Annotated in this window: 14 protein-coding genes; 9 read left to right on the plus strand and 5 right to left on the minus strand. The window is 61.5% G+C overall.

The window, feature by feature from the left end; translation table 11 throughout:
• Positions 1 to 87 precede the first annotated feature (87 nt).
• Entirely contained in the window at positions 88 to 1071 is a 984-nt protein-coding gene (locus tag C0058_RS12110) for a hypothetical protein (protein ID WP_102368671.1), read from the plus strand.
• A 2-nt stretch (positions 1072 to 1073) separates the two neighbouring features.
• On the plus strand, positions 1074 to 1436 hold the full coding sequence (locus C0058_RS12115) for a hypothetical protein (RefSeq protein WP_003210265.1): 363 nt from the start codon (positions 1074 to 1076) through the stop codon (positions 1434 to 1436).
• Positions 1437 to 1454: 18 nt separating this feature from the next.
• On the opposite strand, the gene C0058_RS12120 is transcribed toward C0058_RS12115, so the two are convergent.
• Both C0058_RS12120 and C0058_RS12125 read right to left on the minus strand, forming a co-directional pair.
• Positions 1455 to 2552 (minus strand): SMP-30/gluconolactonase/LRE family protein, encoded by a 1098-nt coding sequence (locus C0058_RS12120; RefSeq protein WP_087693371.1) that lies wholly within the window; start codon positions 2550 to 2552, stop codon positions 1455 to 1457.
• On the minus strand, positions 2549 to 3226 hold the full coding sequence (locus C0058_RS12125; protein ID WP_102368672.1) for a sterol desaturase family protein: 678 nt from the start codon (positions 3224 to 3226) through the stop codon (positions 2549 to 2551). The genes C0058_RS12120 and C0058_RS12125 overlap by 4 nt, the downstream gene beginning before the upstream one ends.
• A 174-nt stretch (positions 3227 to 3400) precedes the next feature.
• Here C0058_RS12125 and C0058_RS12130 point away from each other — a divergent pair, with 174 nt between their 5' ends.
• Positions 3401 to 4867: a hypothetical protein gene (locus tag C0058_RS12130; protein ID WP_003210259.1), complete on the plus strand. Its 1467-nt coding sequence runs from the start codon at positions 3401 to 3403 to the stop codon at positions 4865 to 4867.
• On the opposite strand, the gene C0058_RS12135 is transcribed toward C0058_RS12130, so the two are convergent.
• Positions 4868 to 6310 (minus strand): PLP-dependent aminotransferase family protein, encoded by a 1443-nt coding sequence (locus C0058_RS12135; RefSeq protein ID WP_008431368.1) that lies wholly within the window; start codon positions 6308 to 6310, stop codon positions 4868 to 4870. It lies immediately after the preceding gene.
• Positions 6311 to 6440: 130 nt separating this feature from the next.
• On the opposite strand from C0058_RS12135, the gene C0058_RS12140 reads away from it, so the two are divergent.
• The 3 genes from C0058_RS12140 (at position 6441) to C0058_RS12150 (ending at position 9511) form a co-directional block, all read left to right on the plus strand.
• Positions 6441 to 7076, plus strand: coding sequence for a LysE family translocator (locus tag C0058_RS12140; RefSeq protein ID WP_102368673.1), 636 nt, complete (start codon positions 6441 to 6443; stop codon positions 7074 to 7076).
• 78 nt (positions 7077 to 7154) lie between these two features.
• Entirely contained in the window at positions 7155 to 8213 is a 1059-nt protein-coding gene (locus C0058_RS12145; RefSeq protein ID WP_102368674.1) for a diguanylate cyclase, read from the plus strand.
• 68 nt (positions 8214 to 8281) lie between these two features.
• Positions 8282 to 9511, plus strand: a complete 1230-nt coding sequence (locus C0058_RS12150; RefSeq protein WP_003210251.1) for a M20/M25/M40 family metallo-hydrolase — start codon at positions 8282 to 8284, stop codon at positions 9509 to 9511.
• Between the two features lie 150 nt (positions 9512 to 9661).
• Here C0058_RS12150 and C0058_RS12155 read toward each other — a convergent pair whose 3' ends face one another.
• Positions 9662 to 12733 (minus strand): efflux RND transporter permease subunit, encoded by a 3072-nt coding sequence (locus C0058_RS12155; protein WP_102368675.1) that lies wholly within the window; start codon positions 12731 to 12733, stop codon positions 9662 to 9664.
• A 2-nt stretch (positions 12734 to 12735) separates the two neighbouring features.
• Positions 12736 to 13842 carry an efflux RND transporter periplasmic adaptor subunit gene (locus C0058_RS12160; protein ID WP_003210248.1) on the minus strand — a complete coding sequence of 369 codons (1107 nt, stop codon included), beginning with the start codon at positions 13840 to 13842 and terminating at the stop codon, positions 12736 to 12738.
• 186 nt (positions 13843 to 14028) lie between these two features.
• On the opposite strand from C0058_RS12160, the gene C0058_RS12165 reads away from it, so the two are divergent.
• The 3 genes from C0058_RS12165 (at position 14029) to C0058_RS12175 (ending at position 18291) form a co-directional block, all read left to right on the plus strand.
• Entirely contained in the window at positions 14029 to 14895 is an 867-nt protein-coding gene (locus C0058_RS12165; protein ID WP_102368676.1) for a pirin family protein, read from the plus strand.
• Between the two features lie 63 nt (positions 14896 to 14958).
• Positions 14959 to 16401, plus strand: a complete 1443-nt coding sequence (locus C0058_RS12170; protein WP_102368677.1) for a mechanosensitive ion channel domain-containing protein — start codon at positions 14959 to 14961, stop codon at positions 16399 to 16401.
• Positions 16402 to 17364: 963 nt separating this feature from the next.
• Positions 17365 to 18291, plus strand: coding sequence for a substrate-binding domain-containing protein (locus C0058_RS12175; RefSeq protein ID WP_102368678.1), 927 nt, complete (start codon positions 17365 to 17367; stop codon positions 18289 to 18291).
• Positions 18292 to 18344: the final 53 nt, after the last annotated feature.

An 18344-nucleotide genomic window follows, 5' to 3' on the forward strand; every position in this document is an offset into this window, starting at 1 on the left:
TAATTTCAGCTGTTCCAACCTTGTGTCCGGGCCGTGTTCGCCTGCCTATATTCCTGCGCCATATCCATTACATCAGGGATGTAAGTGATGGCGCAGGGATACATCAATGACCGCACCACGGACTACCTCAGTTTGAAATCCCGGTTACTGACCGGGGCCAGTGGGCAACTCTCCGATCAATTCGACGCGTTGAACCTGCATTTGCGTCAGGCAAGCCTGGTGACGCCGGGGCAGATGTTGATCGTTCCCGATGCCTACGCTGTGGCTTGCACTACTGATGATGCATGGTTGATGCGCCATGCCCAGGAGATTCAGCGCAATCTGGAGTTGGATGCCTCGGCTGGGGCGGCGGTGATCAATAACTATGATCTATTCCAGAGTTTATTGGCTTATAGCTCGGTGGGAGTCGGCAGTTCGACGGCGGCCTGGGGGCGACACCTGGACGAGGTTCAGCGCACTCTGGAAGAAATTGAGCGTTTGCATCAACAACTCAAGGATGGAGCCTTGAATAAGAAAGCGTTTATCCAGAAGCGGCAGATGTTGTTCCGGCGCTTGGATACTCAACTTCAAGGTGCGGCGCGATTTGGCACGAGCCTGAAAACCAATAAGTCACTGAAAAAAGTACTGGGTATTTCCACCAAGAGTTATCTGCACAAGAGTGAAATCGTGGGCTACACGCAGCGGATTCGCAGCATTGCCGAGACGTCGAGGTTTTTGGGCAAGGGGACGTATGTGGGGTTGGCGTTGGATGTGGGTGTGGCGGGGTTGGAGATCAAGGAAGCATGTATGGAGGGGCGGGAGGCGATGTGTAGGCGGGCGAAGTATGTGGAGGGTGGGAAGTTGGTGGGCGGGGTGGGCGGGGCCGCTATTGGAGGGACTCTGGGGGCTGCGCTCGGGAGACGTTTATGCGGGATAGTCATGGGGGTTGCGGTGAAAGGGCAGGGTGCGCTGGTCTGCGGGATCATCGGCGGTGCTGCCGGAGGTTATGCCGCCGGGAGTACGTTTGGGCGTGCCGGTGAATGGGGTGGAGAAATGATGGGTGACCTGATGTATGAGCCTGATGGGGCTTGATCATGTCTTATTATGATTTTTTCACTGTTACGTTGCTTTTATGGATGCTTATCAACTTGGGACTATTGCTCTTCGTCGCGTACAGAAAACTCGATGAGTTGGAAAGCTATTTCACCGAAAACGAGGCCGTTCAACGCACCAAGCGTTTTTGGCGCAGGAATCTGCCGATCGACAAAACCATGCGAATGGTTGTGATCGTCGAGCTGCTGTCCATGCCAAAACGCCATTTGAAAAAGGGCGAGGTAACTGAGGCAGAGTTGACGTCCGTCCCCGTGGCCCTGAAGCGATGGGCAGTATGGCCCTATTACGGCGGAATGGTTTTGATGGTCCTGGCAATCATTTGGGAGGTCTGGTCCAAGCCATAGCCGAGGGGCTTTTTTTCGTTATTGCGCCAACGCCACCTTGAGTGGCAAGCGCGCCATACCGGTGTTTTTAAGCGAACCCAGATACAACCAGTCACCGTACTCACGTGCCGTGGTGACGGGCGAGTAGTTACCGCTGCTGCCATCCTGCAGGTTTGCGATGACCTTGCCGTTCACGTCCAGCCCGAGCACAAAGGCCTTACGCTCGATGGGCTTGGGCACCACCATCAGTGCCCGTACCATGATCTTGCGCATCAGCGGGTAGCCGGCAAAACCGTCGAGCAGCGGGTTGCGCGGTGAATACAAGGCAACCCAGAACCGGTCCTTGCCGTTGAAGCTGAGGTTGTCCGGCAGGCCCGGCAGGTTGTCGATAAACAGGTCGTGGACGCCGGCCTTGTCGCCCTTGAGCCAGTAGCGGCTGATGCGATAGGCGCCGGTTTCGTTGACCAGCACATAGTCTTCGTTCGGCCCCAGGGCCACGCCATTGGCGAATTGCAACTGGTCCAGCAATACCTCGGTGTGGCCGGTGCTGAAGTCATACCGTAGCAAACGGCCGTCACCGCCGTGCTCGATCACCGCCTCGCCGTCTTCCCCATAACCCCATCGGCTTGATGCATCGCTGAAGTACGCATAACGCCCGGCGGCGTCGACGGTGATGTCATCGACAAAGCCAAACGGCAGGCCGGCGGCGCTGGTGGCCAGGGTGGTGAGATTGTGCTGGGTGTCGAGGGCGAGCAGGCCCTTGATCCCATCGGCAATGATCAACCGCCCGTCCGGATGCAGGGCCAGGCCCAGGGGGCGACCCTGGGTGTTGGTCAGCTCTTCGAGAACGTGGCTTTCGGGGGCCGTGCGGATGATGCGCCCGTCATGCAGGCCGGTGATGAGGAACCCTTTGCCATCCAGCAACAAGGCTTCGGGCCCGGCGATGTCCTGGGCGCCGGTTCTTTTCACGTCCTTGAGGCGCTGGTTTTCGGCGTAGGGCCCGTCCTTCAGGGATGGCGCCTTGGGCGGCGACCAGTTGACCGGTTGCACTTTGGTGGGCATCAGCAGCAGGAAGGCGACGATGGCGGTCAGGATCAGCAGGACCAGACGACCAACGTTGCTTGGACGGGTACTCATGACGATTCCTGGTGATCAGTGGTGGGCGGTTCCCAATGCAGGGTGCCGAACAGGTAGTCCATCAGCGGCAGGACGATGTTGAAGTTGCGTCCCTGCATCAGTTCGCGCCGGTGATGCAGGGCGTGCAGGTGGTGCATCTGGCGGATCCACGGCAGGCGGGCCACGGGGTGGTCGGGGGGCAGGTGTTCGCAGGCGTGGAAAAACTCGTAGAGCAGGTAGCCGAGGATCATGCAGCCGGCGAACAGGCCGGCGACGTTGGGGTTGAGGTGTTTGAGCAGCCACCAGGCGGGGAGGGTGATGACCAGGCTGTGGACCAGGATGAGCCAGGCGGGGAACAGGATGACACGCCAGTCTCGAGGGCTGTCGTAGGTCATGTGGGCGGGGGTGAAGAAGCTGTGGTGGTCGCCGGTGTGGCGGGCGTAGAACAGGCGGGCGAAGGTGTGTTTGTGATGGCCCAGGTGACGGTGGACGAGATAGATACACAGGTTGAAGAAAATTAGGGTGAGGGGGATGGCCAGCCATTCCAATAGCTTGATTTGCCGGGTGGTGGACCAGAACAGGCTGATGCAGAGCAGGCCGTAGCCGAAAACGAAACCAGCGTGGAGCCACGGGTTGTAGCAGGGGTGGATGCTGGCGCGGTAGGTGGTGCGGAAAGCCTCGGTGGGGTGAGTCATTGGGAGCGCTCGGTGTCGTTTTTGTTGGGGATGAGCGTAGTCGGGATTGGCGCATCTATCCTGCCGCCATAAAAATACTGTACATGCATACAGTTATGTCCTACATTCCATCCCAGGTGACCGGATGTCGCCGATCACCTGAGCTTCAATTTTTTAACTATGGATGGATAAAAAATGAAATCGAAAAAAGCGTTCATGCTCGGAGCCGCCATCGCGGCGTCCTGCTTCGTTTCGGCCTGCGCCCTGGCCGAACAATCTCCTGCACACTTGACGCCGCAACCGTTGCAGCAAGCCGTGCAACAAGCCCTCAAGAGTGGCGGCAACGTCACGGCGCAGAAGGCGTCGGCTGCCTTCCTGGACAAAATCAAAACCTCGCAGCAGCTGAAAAAGCCGGTGCAGGCTGCCAAGGCCTTGAGCGGGGTTGTGGTCGCCGAGCCTGTACAGGCAGATAGCGCCAAGGTGGATGCCCAGGCCGTGGCGGCCCAGGCGTTCACGCCGCTGTGCCAGACCCTCGGTATCAACCAGATGTATAACCTGGACGGTGTGCAAACCGGCAACGACGTCTGCTACCACTTCAACGTGCCCCAAAAGGCACGGGCGACAGTGATGCTGGTAGGGCAGAGTGCTGCCACCAACATGTCCCTGACCCTGTTCCAGGACGACGGCCAGAACAACATCACTTCTCTCGGCACGTCGGATAACCCGGGCAATGCCAACGAGGTGTTGGCTGGCGTACTGCCACCTGGCGACTACTACTGGTTCATGCATGCCAATTCCGCTGACGGTTCGCCGTTCAGTTTCGGCGTGGATATCAACATGACGATTGACGATTTCGAGCCTAACGACAGTTTCGAAACGGCTTATCAACTGCCGGATACCCTGAACTACGTCACGGGTAACTCCGACACGGCGACCGATGAAGACTACTTCTCCTTCAAGGCCCTGCGCGGGCAGAAGGTCAGTGCCTATTTCGACGGTGTGAACGAGAGCGATCGGGGTCAGTGGATTTCCGAGTATTTTGACGGCGTCAAATGGATCCCGATCAGCCCCAAGGCGAAAATCACCTGGCCAACGCCATCGGTTAATGGCGTGGTGAACGTACGGGTGCGGCCTAACCCGGCCGCAACCTGGAAGGCTACGGCGCGCTACAAGCTGTCGCTGGGCTCCACACCCGAGGTGTTGAGCCACAGTGTGCAAGGTGACAACGTGGTGCGGATCCCGGCTTCGGCCAATGACTACGACCCGTTCATGACCACCCAGGCGGCACGTGACTTGAGCTGGGCCGTGACCTGGGCCGACAGCACCGGTAAACGCCTGCAGGGATTGACCCCGTATCTGCAACTCGACAAGCACGTCAACCGTAATACCTACCTGCCGGTGTACATCCCTTACTACGGTTCGGTAACCGGCGTGTCGGGCGCGGCATCCGGTACGGTCAACCTGGGCAACTGCGCGGGTGAGGCGACTGTCAGGTATGTGTCCTACGACTCGGGTTACAAAAATACCTGGGAGACCAACTACAACTTCGCCGTCTGGCGCCTGCGCATCGAGGAGTACCCGGATGTCGGCGTGGGTGGCGACGCTACCCCGGTCAGCATGGCTCATATCTGCAGCCAGCGCGTGATCTCCAGTGAACGGTGATCAACCCTCCGCTTGATCCGTAACCCCGGCGCCAACTCTTCGGGTTGGCGCCCTCAGCAACCCTTCAAACTGCGCCTGAACCCGCCCTTCGTCGCAATGCGCCACATTAAACCGCATGAAATCCCGCAACCCCGGCTCATACCCGAACAACGCCCCCGGCGCCAACACCATCCCGCGTTTCAACCCGGCTTCAGCCAGCCGCTCACCATTTACCCCCGCCGGCAACCGCGCCCAGATAAACATCCCGCCCTCAAATCCCATCGGCAATTCACACCCGCAACGCCGCAGCCACTGCTCAACCCGCCCACCGGCCTCCAGCAGCCGCTGAACCATGCGCTTGCGATGCCGGGCATACCCACCCTCACTCAGCAGCCGATACACAATCTGTTCGAACAGCTCGGACGTTATGCCGCCGCTCATCAACTTCATATTGGTCAGATTCGCGGCCAATTGCGGCGCCGCCACCACATAACTGACCCGCGCATTCGCCGTCAGCACCTTCGAAAACCCCGACAGGTACGTCACCTGCTCCAATCCCGCCAAAGTCGCCAGGCGCGGCGGCGGGTTAGGGTGCAAATCCCCGTAAAGATCATCCTCAACGATATGGCAGCGATACTCCCGGGCCAGTTGCAACAACCGAAACGCCTGGCTCGGACTGAATGAATGCCCGGTGGGGTTATGCAACACGCTGGTGGTCAGGTACAGGCTCGGACGATGCTCCGCCAACAACTGCTCCAGCGCGACAAAATCAAAACCATCAGGCCGCCGGGCGATCGTCACCACCTTGACCCCATGCAACGCCAGGTTCGCGTGGAAGTTGAAATAACACGGTGCATCCAGCAGCACCGTGTCCCCGGGCCGCGCCAGCAGGCGCATGAGCATGTCCAGGCCTTGCACCGTGTTGGGCGTGGTGATGATTTGTTCCACCGGCACCGACAACCCTTCACCGTGCAGTTTCTGTTGCAGCGCCTGGCGCAACGGCAGCAGGCCCGCCGGGGTGCCCAGCCCGGCGATGCGCAGGGTAGGGGCGCGGACTGCGCTGCGCATGGCCTGGCGCAGGGCTTCGGAATCCAGCCAGTCTTCCGGCAGATGGCCGCCGCCGGGGCGCAGGTCGCCCTGGGCCATGGCCAGGGGGCGGCGCAGTACGCTGAGCAAGTCCTGGGGCAGCAAGTCGACCCAGGTGCTGGACGACGGCTGTGCCAGGCTGCTGGCGACAAAGTGCCCGCGGCCCTGGCTGGAGGTCAGGAGGTGACGCCCGCGCAGGCGATCCAGCGCTTCATTCATGGTGAATTTTCCGACGCCCAGCAAGGCTCCCAACTCACGCACCGAAGGCAGTTTGCTGCCAGCGGCCAATTCGCCTTGCTCGATCGCATGGGCCAGGGCATCGACGATCTGCTGCACCTTCGGTGCTCGGTCATGAAAGTGAATCGCAGGAATGGGCATCACACTGTCCTTAAGTTTGCCGCCAACTTCACCGGTAAAGTCTGCGCGTATATCCGTAGAGTTTACCTGCCTGTGGCGGCACGTGCGCCCTAGACTGCAAGCCCTCTTTCCTGCTGTGAAATTCCACGCCATGGCCACCGCGCTGACGCTGTCTTCGTTTTTGTATTTCCTGCTGCTGTGCACCACCCTGGCCTTCAGCCCCGGGCCCATGACCTTGTTGTTGCTCAGCCTCGGCCTGAAGGACGGCCTGCGCCGCTCCCTGCCGGCGCAGTTCGGGGCGAGTGTTTCCTACCTGGTGTCGATCCTGATCTTTGCCGTGGGTTTTTCCGAGCTGATCAAGGATTACCCGCTGATCACCCGGATCATCCAGGTGGTAGGCGTGGCCTACATCCTTTACCTGGCCTACAAGCAATGGACCAGCAGCGGAGTGACCATCAAGACCAACGATGCAACTACGGAAAATGCCCGCAGTCTTTTCGGCAAGGGCCTGCTGACCGGGTTGTCGAATCCCAAGGCGATCATTCTGTTCAGCGCGGTATTCCCGCAGTTCGCCGCCATCGGCCAGGGCAGTGCCGCCGCCGACATCGCGATCCTCGGCCTGACCTTCCTGCTGCTGCAATTTGCCAGCGGCTGCCTGTATTGCTACTTCGGCCAGCGCATCAAGCACGTGCTGGAAAACCCCAAGCGCCGGGTGTTGCTGCAACGGGCCACGGCGGTGTTGCTGCTGGGGGTGGCGCTGATGCTGGCCAGGGGCTTTTCCAGCTGAAGGCCAGCTTATGAGCGGTAGTGGCGATCTGCCGGTGCCCTGATAGACTTCGGGCATTCATCCAGGATCAAGCCAGACATGCCAGCCGCAGGAGGAAACGGACTTTCGCTCGCTTCACGCTTGTACAAGTCGCGCACCCTGGGATTGACCCTCGGGTTTGTCTGTGTGGCCGCCGCCATCTACCCGCTGGATAAATCCGCTTGGGTCTGGGGAGTGATGATCGCCAATGCCTTCATCTGGCCGCATGTGGCCTACCAATGGTCGCGGCACTCGAAAAACTCCCTGCGCTCGGAACACCGCAACCTGCTGTTCGACTCGTTTTGCGGCGGGTTCTGGGTTGGCGCCATGCAGTTCAACCCGCTGCCCAGCGTGACCACCTTGTCGATGATGACCATGAACAACGTCGCCATCGGCGGCCCGCGCTTCATGCTCGCCGGTTGGGTGGCCCAGGCGCTGGGCATCGGCGCCTCGATGCTGGTGTTCACTCCGGCGGTGACCGCCCTCACCAGTGAAGTGCAGCTCTACGCCTGCCTGCCGATCCTGATGCTGTATCCCCTGGCGCTGGGCTGGATCTGTTACCGGCAAGCGATCACCCTGGCCCGGCACAAGCGCGAGTTGCTGGCCCTGAGCCGCACCGACAGCCTGTCGGGCCTGCTCAACCACGGCGCCTGGAAAGACCACCTGGAAATCGAGTTCCAGCGCTGCCGCCGCGACCAGCAGGGCGCCGCCATCGCGCTGATCGACATCGACCACTTCAAGACCATCAACGACACCTACGGCCATGTCACCGGCGATATCGTGCTGCGTCAATTGAGCAAAGTGCTGCGCCAGAACCTGCGGGCCACTGACCTGGCCGGGCGCTACGGTGGCGACGAATTCTGCGTGATCCTGCCGGGCATGCCCCTGAACCGCGCCACCGAGGTGATGGACGCCCTGCGTGATCGCTTCAACTCTCTGGCCTACGCACAGGACCCGACCTTGCGCGCCAGCCTGAGCATCGGCCTGGCGCCATACCGGCCGGCACACGCCGACGCCACCAGTTGGCTGAACGATGCCGACCAGGCCTTGTACGAGGCCAAGAGCAGCGGGCGCAACCGGGTCAGTTCGGTGCAGGGAAGTTGGTTGAGGTCGATCTGAGGATCAACAAATCGGTGTTTGTCAGGTAGGGTGGAGCGCTACCTTCCAACAAAAACAAGGATCGGTTCATGCTCTTCAACTTCCCGCGTACCTTGCTGGCGGCCACCCTGGCGCTGTCTTTCGCCATGCCGGCCTTCAGCGCCGAACCCCACAAACAGATCCAGGCCGATTCCGAGCAGTACAAGGCCGACGCCTTGAAACTGCTGGAGCGCCTGGTGAATATCGATTCGGGCTCCGGCTACGAGCCCGGCCTGACCCAAGTGCGTGACATCGCCGTCGACGAGCTCAAGCAACTGGGTTTCAGCATCCAGCTGGTGCCGGATGCCGCCGCTCATAACAGCCATGTCATCGCCACCCTCAAGGGCACCGGCAAGGCCAGGATCCTGCTGATGGCCCACATGGACACGGTGTTCAAGGAAGGCTCGGCGGCTGCCCGGCCGTTCCACATCAAGGACGGCCGCGCCTATGGCCCGGGCGTAATGGATGACAAGGGCGGCATCGTCGCCGGCATCTACGCCTTGAAAGTCCTGAAAAACCAGGGCTTCAAGGACTACGCACAAATCACCTTCCTGCTGGACGCCAGCGAAGAAACCGGCACCGACGGCGCGTCCGAGCTGATCCGCAACACCGCCAAGGGCCACGACGTGACGCTCAACCTGGAACCAGGTCGCCCGGCCGATGGCCTGGTGGTATGGCGCAAAGGCAGCGCCACCGCCGTGGTCGAGGTCAAGGGCAAGGCCGCCCACGCCGGCGTCGCCCCGGAATTGGGGCGCAACGCGGCGATGGAAGCGGCGCACCAGATTCTGCAACTGGGCAAGCTGGGGGATGCCGAGAAGAAAACCACCATCAACTTCACCGTGATCAACTCCGGCGACCGGGTCAACGTGATCCCCGACCAGGCCACCGCCAAGGCGGATGTACGGGCGGCGTTGCCGGAAGAGTTTGACCGGATCGAGAAAGACCTGGCACGGGTCTCGGCCAACAAGCTGATCCCCGAGACTGAAGTGACCACCAGTTTGCACCGTGGCCTGCCGCCGATGCCGCAGACGCCGGAGTCGGACAAGCTGGTGGCGATTGCCCAGGGGATTTATGGCGAGTTGGGGCGCAAGCTGACCATTGAGGGCAGCGGCGGGGCGGCGGATGCGAGCTTGTCGGCTGGCGTGGGTACGCCGACCCTGGACGGGTTCGGGATTGTCGGGGGCAATATCCATACGCCGGAGGAATATGCCGAGGTGGAGAGCGTGGCGCCGCGGATTTATCTGCTGAGCCGGATGATCATGGAGCTCTCCAAGCGCTGACTTAAAAACGCCACACCTCTAAATGTGGGAGCGGGCTTGTGTGGGAGCGGGCTTGCTCGCGAATGCGGTCTATCAGTCGACATCTGCTTATCTGGTACACCGCTTTCGCGAGCAAGCCCGCTCCCACATTGGTTTGTGGTGTTGGTTGGATCAGGTTGCAGGCACCACTTCCCGGGTCTTCTCCCGCCCCAGCACCAGACTGCACAGCGCCGGCAAGAACAGCAACGTCAACACCGTCCCGACCAGCACCCCGCCAATCAACACATACGCCAGCGACGACCAGAACACCGACAGTGTCAGCGGAATAAACGCCAGCGCCGCCGCCAGCGCGGTCAGGATCACCGGGCGTGCCCGGCGCACCGTGGCCTCGATGATCGCCTCGCGAATCACCATGCCCTGGTCCTGGTTCTGCCGAATCTGGTCGGTAAAGATCAGCGTATTGCGCATCAGAATCCCGCCAATCCCGATCAACCCCAATATCGCGTTGAACCCGAACGGCTGGTTGAACAGCAACAACGTCGGCACCGCTCCGATCAGCCCCAGCGGCGCGGTGGCGAACACCATGAACATCACCCCGAACGAACGCACCTGGAACATGATCACCGTCAACGTCAGCAGGATCATGATCGGGAACAGTGCCGCCAGCGCCACGTTGGCCTTGGCGCTTTCTTCCACCGGGCCGCCGATGACGATCTGATACCCGGCCGGCAGCTTGGCGATCAGGGGTTGCAGGTCCTTGTACACCGCCATTTCCACATCTGGCGGCTGGGTGCCGTCGACGATGTCGGCGCGCACTTCCACGGTCAGTGCGCGGTTGCGGCGCTTGAGGATCGGTTCTTCCATCACCGCCTGGAAATGCCCGACCTGGGCCAATGGCACCGAGACGCCGGCACTGTTGGTCAGGGTCATATTGTCGAGGTTGCCGAGGTCTTCGCGCTGGCTGCCCTGGGAGCGGGCAACCACTGAAACGGTGCGATTGCCTTCGCGCACTTCGGTGATCGGGTTGCCGCTGAGCAACGCGTTGAGCTGGGATTTCACCCCGTCGGGGGTAAAGCCCAGCAGGCGCAGGCGGTCCTGGTCGAGTACCAGGCGGTAACTGCTGGCGCGCTCGCCCCAGTCGAGGAAGCTGTCCCGCGTGAGTGTGTTGGCCGCGACCACTTGGCGCACGTCTTCAGCCAGGCCGCGCAGCACATTCAGGTCGGGGCCGGACACGCGAAACACCACCGGGAAGGGCACCGGCGGGCCGAACACCAACTGGGTGACGCGCACCCGCGCCGATGGAAACTCGCCGGCAGCGATGCGTTCAGCCATGCGTTTTTTCAGGTTGTCCCGGGCATGGGCGTCGGCGGTCTGCACGATCAACTTGGCGAAGGCGGGGTCTGGCAGCTCAGGGTTCAGCGACAGGAAAAACCGCGGTGCACCACCGCCGACATAGGTGTCGACCATGACGGTTTGCGGCTCCTCCATCAACGCCTTTTCCACCTGCGCCGCTACCGCCTCGGTGCTTTTGAAGGCGCTGCCCGGTGGCATGTACACCTCCAGAATCAGCTCGGAACGGTCGGAGTTGGGAAAGAACTGCTTCTTCACCACGCCCATGCCCAGGCCACACAGCACAAAGGCCGCCACCACCAACCCGGTGACCAGCCAGCGTCTGCGCACGCAAGCGTCCACCAGGCGCCGCAGTTTCTGGTAATAGCGCCCGGCGTAAATTGCATCGTGGCCGCCGACAACCGGCTCGATGTGCGGCAACAGCTTGACCCCCAGGTACGGGGTGAACACCACCGCCACCAGCCACGAGGCGATCAGCGCAAAACCGACGATCCAGAAAATATTCCCGGCATACTCACCGGCCCCCGAGCGGGCAAAACCCACCGGCAGGAAGCCGATAATCGTCACCAGCGTGCCCGTGAGCATCGGCGCGGCGGTGGAACTCCAGGCGAAGGTGGCCGCGTGGATCCGGTCAAAACCCTCTTCGAGTTTGACCACCATCATTTCGATCGCAATGATCGCGTCGTCCACCAGCAGGCCCAGGGAAATGATCAACGCGCCCAGGGTCACCCGGTCGAATTCGCGGCCGGTCATCAGCATGATCACAAACACGATCGACAAGGTCAGCGGCACCGCAGCGGCCACCACCAGCCCGACCCGGAACCCCAGGGCCAGCAGGCTGATGACCATTACCACCGCGAGGGCGACGAAGAACTTCAGCATGAACTCGTTGACCGCCAGGCTGATGTTTTTCGCCTGGTCGGAGACCTTGGCGAAGTTGACCCCCAGCGGCAGGTCGGCCTGGATTTTCGCTTCCTGAGCCTTGAGAGCCTTGTCCAGTTCCAGGCCGTTCCAGTGCTTCTCCATGATCACCCCGAGCATCAGCGAGGGGTCGCCCTGATGACGGATACGGTAGCTGGGCGGGTCTTCATAACCCCGGCTGACGGTGGCCACATCGGCGATGCGCAGCAGCTTGCCGTTGGCTTCCAGCGGGACGTTTTCGATCAGCGCCAGGCTGTCGAAGGCCCCGTCGATGCGGATATAGGCGCGTGCCCCGGCGGTCTCGACAAAGCCTGAAGGCGCCACGGCATTCTGGGCGGCGAGGGCGGCGAAGATCTGCTCGGGCTTGATGCCCAAGGTGGCCAGGCGCTCATAGGAAAACTCGACGAAGATCCGCTGCGCCTGTTCGCCGAGGATATTGACCTTCTTCACTCCCGGCAGATTGAGCAGGCCCTGGCGCATGTCCTCGGCCATTTGCACCAGTTGCCGGTGGGGCAGGTGTTCGGCCTCCAGCGCGTACAGGGAAAAGTACACGTCGGAGTATTCATCGTTGAAGAACGGCCCGATCACCCCCTTGGGCAACTTCGCGGCTTCGTCGCTGAGCTTTTTGCGGGTCTGGTAGAACAGGTCCTGGATCTCGCTGGGACGGGTGGACTCCAGGTACGTCATGCGCATCGAGACGAAGCCCGGTTGGGCGATGGTTTCGACGCGGTCGTAATAGTCCAGCTCCTGCAGGCGTTTTTCCAGGCGGTCGGCCACTTGCTCCTGCATCTCTTGCGCGGTGGCGCCGGGCCAGGCGGCGGTGATGGTCATGACCTTGACGGTGAACGAAGGGTCTTCGGCGCGTCCCAGTTTGCCAAAGGCAAAGACCCCGGCGGCGAGGATCGCGATGATCAGGAACAGCGTGACCGCGCGATGCTTGACCGCCAGTTCGGAGAGGTTGATCCCGCGCATTATCAGTGTTCCTGCTGACGGTTGAGGGCCAATACCTGGGCCGGCAACAGGCGTACCGCGTCACCGCTGTGCAGCAGGTGCGCGCCGAGGGCGACGACTACTTGGCCTGGGTCCACGCCACTGTCCAGCAACGCGTCCTCCTGGCCGAGGCTGGCGACGTTGACCGGGGCGAAGCTGACCTTGTCATCGGCGCCAATCACCCACACACCGGTGCCTTTGCCGGCATCCTGCAGCGCCCCGATGGGCACGCGGGTCTGTTGCGCCTGGCCGTTACCTTGCAGGCGCACGGTGATGGTCGAGCCGAGAGCGAAGCGGTCGACGGGGCCATGCAATACATAGCGGGCCCGGTAGGTGCGGGTGGTCGGGTCGGCGCTGGCAGACAGCTCGCGCAACGTGGCGGTCACTGCCTGCTCAGGGGCGCCGAAGGGGAACGCCAGGGCTTTTTGCGAAGCCTGGTCACGCTGGTTTTCCGGCAGGTTGACGATGGCTTCCCGGGCGCCGTCGTGGGCCAGGCGCGCCACCACTTGCCCCTCGGCGACCACTTGGCCGCGGTCCACCCGCACGTCGGTGATGATGCCGTCGCTGTCGGCCCTGAGCACCGAGTAGGTGCGGCGGTTTTCGATCTGGCTGGCGTCGGATTGCGCGGAGGCTAGCTCGGCTTCGGCCACCCGCAGGTTGGTGGCGGACTGGTCGAAAATCTGCCGCGACACGGCGCCGGTATTGGCCAGGCGTTGGTAGCGGGATTCATCGTCCCGGCGTTGGCGCAGTTGCGCCTGGGCCGCATTGACGCGGTTTTTGGCCGAACGCAGGGCCAGTTCGAAGTCGCCGATATCCAGCACCAGCAAGGTGTCGCCACGGTTGACGTGCTGGCCGGGATCAACCTTGCGCTCGATCACCTTGCCGCTGACGCGAAACCCCAGGTCACTTTCCGTGCGCGCGGCCACTACGCCGGTGTAGGCGCTTTGCTGGCTGCCGGCGGCTTCGACCTTGGCGGCCAGCACCGGGCGGGGCAGGGGCGCTTCGGCGACGGGGTCGGCCTTGTTGTTGCAACCACTGAGTACCGCCAGCAGGGCCAGGGGGGTGAGAAGACGCAGGGGGAGAGGGTTCATGTCGGGCTCCGTGGGGCGGGGTGAGCTAAAAATTACGCTTGTAATATTTGTCGCCATATTATGGTCGAAATATAAAATAATCCAGCCCCGAGTCTTTGTTCCACTGGTGGGACGATCAGGGCCGGTTTTGCCGTCTAGCGCGGAATTGGTATCGGATTTAAGGTGTATCCATTACTGGAGACACATATGAAAAAGATCATCGGCATCTACACCAGCCCACGCGGCCATTGGGTCGGCGACGGCTTTCCGGTTCGCACGCTGTTTTCCTACGACACCATGGGCAAGCAGATCAGCCCGTTCCTGTTGCTGGATCACGCCGGTCCTGCGGCATTCACCCCGACCGAGCAACGTCGTGGCGTGGGCCAGCATCCTCATCGCGGTTTTGAAACCGTGACCATCGTCTACAAGGGCGAAGTCGAGCACCGCGATTCCACCGGCGCCGGCGGCACCATCGGCCCGGGCGATGTGCAATGGATGACTGCGGCAAAGGGCATCATCCACGAGGAGTTTCATTCCGAGGCCTTTGCCCGCAGCGGCGGCGCCCTGGAAATGGTCCAGTTGTGGGTCAACCTGCCGGCCAGGGACAAAATGACCGATGCCGGTTACCAGACCATCCTCGATGGCGATATTCCGACGCTGCCCCTGGCCGACCACGCCGGCAGCCTGCGCTTGATCGCGGGCGAGTTCGACGGGGTCAAAGGCCCGGCTCGCACCTTCACACCGATCGACGTGTGGGACATGCGCCTCAAAGCCGGCCGCTCTGTGACGCTGGACCTGCACGCCGGGCGCAACACCGCGCTGGTGGTGTTGCGCGGCACGGTGCGGATCAACGGCACTGAAGTGGCGCGGGAAGGGCAGTTGGCACTGTTCGAGCGCGATGGCACGCAACTGCGCCTCGAGTCCAGCGACGACGCCATGGTGCTGTTGCTCAGCGGCGAGCCGATCGACGAACCCATCGTCGGCCACGGCCCGTTCGTGATGAACACCGAGCAGGAAATCCACCAGGCGTTTGCCGACTATCAGTCCGGGCAATTCGGGCAGATGCAGCGCTAGGGCGCTATACCCTCCAAAGGCATTTCATGCGATCTTCATGGCATTCGCCCTGGAGTCGCCTGAATGCCCTCATTTATCTCCGATCACCCGATGTTCTGTGCCTTGGCGCTGGTGCTGATCGACATTGCCGTATGGCGCCTGATCTCCGCCGATTTCGCCAATTGGAAGCTGGCGGCGCGGCTGGTGATCTTTGCGGTGTTCAGCGCCGTGCTGTTCAACGAAGGCATGAACCCGATGCAGGTCGCGCCGTTCGGCGACAACGTGGCGCTGCATTTGGCGGCAACGGCGTTCCAGATCGGCTGGTGGCTGTTTGCGGCGCGCACCCTCACGGTATTGCTCGGCGCGGTGATGATGCAGCGGGTCGGCCACACCGGGCGGCTGTTGCAGGATCTGGTGGGCGCGGTGATCTTCCTGATCGCGATCATCGCCGCCATGGCCTACGTGCTCGACCTGCCGGTCAAGGGCGTGCTGGCCACTTCCGGCGCGGTGGCAATCATCGTCGGCCTGGCGTTGCAAAGCACCTTGAGCGACGTGTTTTCCGGCATCGTGCTCAATACCACCAAACCCTACCAACTGGATGACTGGATCTCCATCGACGGCACCGAAGGCCGGGTGATCGACATCGACTGGCGCGCCACCCAACTGCAAACCTCCCAGGGCAGCCTGGCGGTGGTGCCCAACTCGTTGGCGGCCAAGGCCAAGATCATCAACTTCTCACGTCCCGCAGATATGTTTGGCTTGGCGGTCAGCCTGCAAGTCAGCCCCCATGCGCGGCCCCAAACCGTGCTGGATGCGCTGGAGCGGGCGATGCAGGGGTGTCGGCCGTTGTTGGCCAAGCCGGCGCCGAGTGTGGCGTTCAAGACGTCGGCCAGTGGTGGCGTGGAGTATGAGATCAGCGGGTTTGTGCCGGCCATGGCGCTTAAGCGTGAGGTGCGCAATCAGCTTTATGATTTGGCGTTTCGGCATTTGCAGGCGGCGGGGGTGAGCTTGTTGTCGGCTGCCGAGAGTAATGCGCCGGTGACGGTTTCCCGGGCTCGGGCGTTGTTGGAGAGCTCGTCTATTTTCTCGACGTTGAGGCAGGAGGAGAAGGAGACATTCAGCCAGAACATGACGCTGCAGACCTTTCGCCCCGGGGAGATGATTTTGCCGGCGGGGGAGGTGAGTGATCACCTGTTTATCATCGAGTCCGGGGTGATTTCGGTGATGTTGACCAAGGCCGGGCACAAGTTTGAAGCGGGGCGGATGGGGCCTGGGGAGGTGATTGGTGAGGCCGGGATTCTTTCGGAGCAGGGTGTGCCTGCGGACTTTTCGGCGAAGACGTTTTGTACGTTGTATAGGATTGAGAAGGAGTATCTGAAGCCTTGTCTGGATGCTCGGCATGACATCAGTGAGGCTATGAAAAGCCTGCTGGATTTCAGGTTGCATGCGGCTCAGAGTTTGACGCAGGAGGCGCCTGTGGTGCCGGTTAAGAAGGGGTTTATGCAGTGGCTGCGGAGTCGGGCCTGAAGGTGTACATATCCGTTGCTGCGGTAACGGCCACTTAGGGTTCCGCTCTTACAGCGGGTCACTTTTGGCAAACGCCCGGAATGCCGGCCCAGCCAAAAGTAACCAAAAGGTCTTTGCCCCACCACTCGGTGCCTCGCCTAGGCTCGGCATGCCCGCACTCCGGCACGCTTGCGCGGGTCGCCGCGACGGGCCATCCATGGCCCGGCGCGGCTAAATCGGCATCCCTGCCGATTTACCCGCTCCACCGTGCCTACTTGCGGCCATCGTGGTTGACGGGGCCCGCAGATCAAAATCAAAAGCAAGAGCACAGCGGCCTACCGGCCGGCTTGAGTGTTAAAAGCAAAAGCAAAGACCAGAGCGAAAACAAATCTGCTTTTCTGTGGGAGCGGGCTTGCTCGCGAAAAACCTGAGACCGCCGCGTTGAATCAGGATACCCACGTCATCGTTAACGACCTTCGCGAGCAAGCCCGCTCCCACATTTTTGACCGTGCCCGCTTTAGATTTTGATTTGGCTTTTGCTCTTCAACACTCAAGCCGGCCGGGAGGCCGCTGTGCTCTTGATCTGCTTTTGATCTTGATCTTAGGCGCCCCGTTAAACCACGCTGGCCGAACGCAGGCAGTACGGAGCGGGTAAACCGGCAGGACGCCGGTTTAGCCGCGACGGGGCAGGGACGCCCCGTCGCGGCGGCCCACGGTCCAAAGCCGGAGTGAGGGCACTCCGAGCCTAAGCGAGGAGCCGAGTGGTGGGGCAAGAGCGTTTTGCTTACTTTTGCGCTTTTCAAAAGTGAGCCGCTGTAAGAGCGGAACCATAAGCGGCCGTTACCGCAGCAACAGATATGTCCACCACACCCGCCACCACCGATCAAACACCCCTTGCGACCCCCCAATTTCTTTGCTAGCTTCTTACAAAATGTTAACGATAACATTTGCTCTAAAAATAAAAACAAAACAGAGATCCCCACCATGAAAATGCTTCCGAAAACCCTGTGTTTGTTGGCTCTGAGCATCAATCTTGGCACCGCTGGCCTGGCACTGGCCGACACCAAACCCGCCCCCATCCGCATCGGCGCGTCCTTCCAGGAAATCAACAACCCTTACTTCGTCACCATGAAAGGCGCCCTGCAGGAAGCCGGGGCGACCATCGGTGCGCAGTTGATCATCACCGACGCCCGCCACGACGTGTCCAAACAGGTCAGCGACGTCGAAGACATGCTGCAAAAAGGCATCGACATCCTGCTGATCAACCCCACCGATTCCGTCGGCGTGCAATCAGCCGTCAAATCCGCCCACGCCGCCGGCGTAGTCGTGGTCGCCGTCGACGCCCAGGCCGAAGGCCCACTGGACTCCTTCGTCGGCTCGAAGAACTTCGACGCCGGCTTCCAGGCCTGCGAATACCTGGCCAAGAACATCGGGGACAAGGGCAATATCGCCATCCTCGACGGCATCGCCGTGGTACCGATCCTGGAGCGCGTGCGCGGTTGCAAGGAGGCCGTGGCCAAGCACCCGGACATCAAGATCGTGAGCATCCAGAACGGCAAGCAGGAACGTGACCAGGCGCTGACCGTCACCGAAAACATGCTGCAGGCCCAGCCCACCCTCAAGGGCATTTTCAGCGTCAACGACAACGGTTCCCTCGGCGCACTCTCGGCCATCGAAGCCAGTGGCCTGGATGTCAAGCTGGTGAGCGTCGACGGCGCGCCGGAAGCGATCAAGGCCATCCAGAAACCCGGCAGCAAATTCATCGCCACCTCCGCGCAATACCCCCGTGACCAGATCCGCCTCGCCCTGGGCATCGCCCTGGCCAAGAAGTGGGGCTCGCAAGTGCCGGCCACGATCCCGGTGGACATCACCCTGATCGACCAGGCCAAGGCCAAGGATTTCAGTTGGTAAAACACCCAGGCCCCACGCCAGGCGTGGGGCACAGGTCATCCATCTGAATGCGA

The organism is Pseudomonas sp. NC02 (genome assembly GCF_002874965.1).
In the GTDB taxonomy this organism is placed as follows: domain Bacteria; phylum Pseudomonadota; class Gammaproteobacteria; order Pseudomonadales; family Pseudomonadaceae; genus Aquipseudomonas.